A 2,412-nucleotide genomic window follows, 5' to 3' on the forward strand; every position below is an offset into this window, starting at 1 on the left:
TGCTGCGCCGGGACGCCGCCGGCACCCCCGTCCCGGTGGCTGTCGATGACTCGCCGGCCTCGCGAGCGGCCGCGGCCGCCCAGGCCGCCGCCCAGGTCCAGAGCGTCCTGCAGGAGATCAACACCACCCCGACCGTGGCGGACGCCGGGCTGGCCTACCGGGTGCAGCCGGTCGACGCGGCCCGATACTGGCAGCCCACAGAGCCGGTGGTCCTGCTGGCGGGCGAGGTGATGGCCCCGACCCTGCGCCACGGGCAGGACGGGCGTCTGCGCGACGACGGACTGCTGCAATGCCATGTGCTCGCCGCCGCGCCATGGCCGTCGGCCACGGCCGTCCAGGGTCCCGACCAGGCGGCCGCGCTGGTGTCAGCCATCGACGCGCTCGCGCCGCCGTCCGGGCAGGAACAGATCGGGTACCAGACCTGGACTGCCCAGGACTGGCACGCGCTGCTGATGTCGTGGCAGGTCGAGACCCTGCCCACGGCCGCGCCCCAGCGCGCCCCGGGTGCCGGATACCCGCCGGACTATCTCACCGGCACCTACACCCTGGCCGACGACGAGCCGGAGCTGCGCCTGCGAAACGGGCAGGGGCTGCTCAGCCGCACCACGACCGTCTACCGCGGCACCAGCATCCTCACCCCCTACGCCCAACAGCTGCAGGTGCGCCGCCTGGCCGGCTACGTGATGGGGATCTACCAGCAGGACCACCAGCTGCCACCGCTGTCCGCCGACGAGGCCGTGGCCCACCTCGCCGACCCAGCGGCCTTGGACACCGTGCGGAGCTGGCAGGCGGCCAAGGCCGCAGCCGCGGGCGACGCCCCCGACCCGGTCGCCGTCGCCCTGGCGGCCCTGGCGCGGCTGCAGTCCGTCCCGAGCCTGTCGCAGTCCATCGGCGGGTTCACCGAGGCGCTGCTGAGCCGCCGTCAGACACTGCAGCTCGACGTCGCCGACCCGCTTGGCTTCGACGACTACCGCAGCTTCACCGACACCGTGCACGCCTACGTGCAGGGCCAGGGCCCCGCCGGGGTCCCGGCGGCCGCCCTGCCGGCCGGGGGTTTGCCGCCCTACCTGCGCGGACACAACCGCAGCGCCCCGCAGCAGGGCGGCACCTTCCAGCCGATCCGCTCGGGCGCCCTGCGGCTGCTGCGCGTGCGGCTGCTGGATGCCTTCGGGCGGGTGCTGGACCTGAGCTGGGACCGGGTGATCACCAGCCGGATGCTGCCCGCCACCGCCGCCGGTGAGCTGATCAGCCTGCCTCCGCGGCTGGTGCAACCGGCCCGGCTGGGGTTGCGCTGGCTGTCGGCGGACCTGGGCGAGCAGCAGCTGACCGAGCTGTCCACGCACACTCCGATCTGCGGCTGGGTGCTGCCCAACCACCTCGAGGACAGCCTGGCGTTCTACACCGCCGACGGTGCGTCGCTGGGCTCCATCGACCGCACCGGACGATGGCAGGTCGCCCCTGGCACCGCCGCCATCACCCCCGACCAGGTAGGCGACGAGCACCTGCGCCGACTGATCAGCTACCTGCTCGGGCGGGGGGCGAACTTCCTGGCCAACCTGCACGGCGCCATCGACAGTGCCCTGACCAGCATCGACCCGCAGAATCTCACCCGCGCCCAGGACGCCGCGCTGCTGCTCGGACGCCCGCTGGCGGTGGTGCGTGCCGTGCTGTCCCTGGAGCTGCAGGGGCTGGCGGCTGTGGACCAGAGCTGGACGGCGCTGCGACGCGACCTGCACGCCACCTCCCGCCAGACCACCGGGTTCACCGGCGTGCAGGTCCCCGTGCGGCTGGGCGACTACCGCCGCCTCGATGATGGCCTGGTGGGCTACTGGAAGGAGACCGCCGACGGCTACGAGGACACCTTCTACGCCCCGCTGAGCGAGCCCGTCGATGACCCTGCCATCGCCACCCATGCGGCCGGTGAACTGACCCTCCTGCAGTCCGTCGACGCCGCGCCCCAGCTGCTGACCCTGCTGGTCGACCCGCGCGGCGCGGTGCACGCCACGTGCGGTGTGCTGCCGGTCAAGACCATCGACATCCCCGCCGAGCAGTACGCCGACGCGCTGGGCCGCATCCAAGTGACCGTCACCGCCGGGCCGATCCTCAGCGACCCCCGCACCGTCGAGGTGCCGTTGCCCGCCGCCCAGGAGCACGCGTGGTCGTGGATCGAACGGACCGCCACCGGGTGGCGTTCCACCGCGACCTGGCCGGTCGTGGAGCGCCAGGAATTCGTCGACGGCCTGACGCTGGCCCTGTGGCAACGCCTGACCGACCGCGCGGTGGGGTGGCTGCGCCCCACCGCCGACCCGCAACCGGCCGCCCAAGTCGTCCCCGCCCCGGAACGTGCCGCCGCGCTGCCGGACGGCTGGACGCCCGAGCTGGCCGCCGCCGTGCAGCAGGTGCTGGACCAGA

General features: G+C 73.8%; 1 protein-coding gene. It reads left to right on the forward strand.

Going from position 1 to position 2,412, the window contains the following annotated elements:
• Positions 1 to 2,412 (forward strand): hypothetical protein (locus VIM19_19435; GenBank protein ID HEY5187017.1); only part of this gene is annotated, 2,412 nt, incomplete at both ends.

The sequence above is a fragment of the Actinomycetes bacterium genome, from assembly GCA_036510875.1.
Taxonomy (GTDB): domain Bacteria; phylum Actinomycetota; class Actinomycetes; order Prado026; family Prado026; genus DATCDE01.